At 42.8% G+C, this 922-nt stretch carries 2 protein-coding genes; both read left to right on the forward strand.

Going from position 1 to position 922, the window contains the following annotated elements; translation table 11 throughout:
* Positions 1–286: hypothetical protein (locus A3766_RS30535; RefSeq protein WP_197479371.1), on the forward strand; the 286-nt coding region annotated here is incomplete at its 5' end.
* A 78-nt stretch (positions 287–364) separates the two neighbouring features.
* Positions 365–805 (forward strand): NfeD family protein, encoded by a 441-nt coding sequence (locus A3766_RS06080; protein ID WP_068506810.1) that lies wholly within the window; start codon positions 365–367, stop codon positions 803–805.
* Positions 806–922 lie beyond the last annotated feature (117 nt).

Consider the following 922-nt stretch of genomic DNA (forward strand, 5'->3'; position numbering starts at 1 on the left):
ACTGATGAAGAATAAAGCTCAAAAACAACTCTCGTTTGAACCTCAATACCATCGAAAGTTGGCACAAGGAAAGTACACGCCTATATCAAAGAGGCTAATTAAGGGTAGCAACTCAATTTCGAGTGAAGACGTTGCTGAAGAGCGAGATTGCATACTTGCTGAAGGTTTCACGGTTTGTGAAAGCAGAGCAGAACTGTCTGCGGCGAAAATTGATAATTCAGATAAAGGTGATGTGGCAGCCGTTATAGCCAATACCAACCCCTTATTCAAGTTACATAATAAGTAAGCGCTTGCTGAAAAAAAATTAAACGAGAGCTTTGCCTCGTAGTAGTTGTCGCAGTCGAATGAGAAATAGGAATTATTGATGGATTTATTGTATTGGCATTGGATTGTTTTTGGGATTTTTCTTGTTCTTTTAGAGCTCGTTATCCCTTCATTCACCGCGCTTTGGTTTGGTATTGGCGGGGTATTGGTTGGCATGTTACTTCTTGTCGAGCCGGATCTAAGTACTACCTTTCAGATAAGCGCCTGGGCTATTTTATCTGCCTTACTCACCAGCATGTGGTTCAAAATACTCAAACCCTCGCGGGATAAGGTAGTTTTACCAGCGCTTGATGAAATTCAGGGTGAACTAGGCGTGACGCTGACGCCTCCTTCCGGGGAAAGGCCGGGGCGCGTTCGCTTTTCTACTCCCATTAAGGGCTATGATGAGTGGGACTTTGAGTCTGATGATCAACTAGATGTAGGAGATGCGGTTAAAGTAACCGGTGTCACTGAACATCGACTAGTGATGAAAAAACAATAAATTATCTTTTAGGAGCAAGGGATTATGGAAGCAGGATTATACATAGCAATAGCGATATTTATTTTATTACTGGTGACGGTTGCACAAGGTGTAAGGCTCGTACCTCAGGGCTATCAG

It is taken from the genome of Oleiphilus sp. HI0132, from assembly GCF_001635845.1.

Excerpts from the sequence above, each read along its gene's own strand:
- A3766_RS06080 (WP_068506810.1), top strand. The coding sequence starts at position 365 with ATGGATTTATTGTATTGGCATTGGATTGTTTTTGGGATTTTTCTTGTT.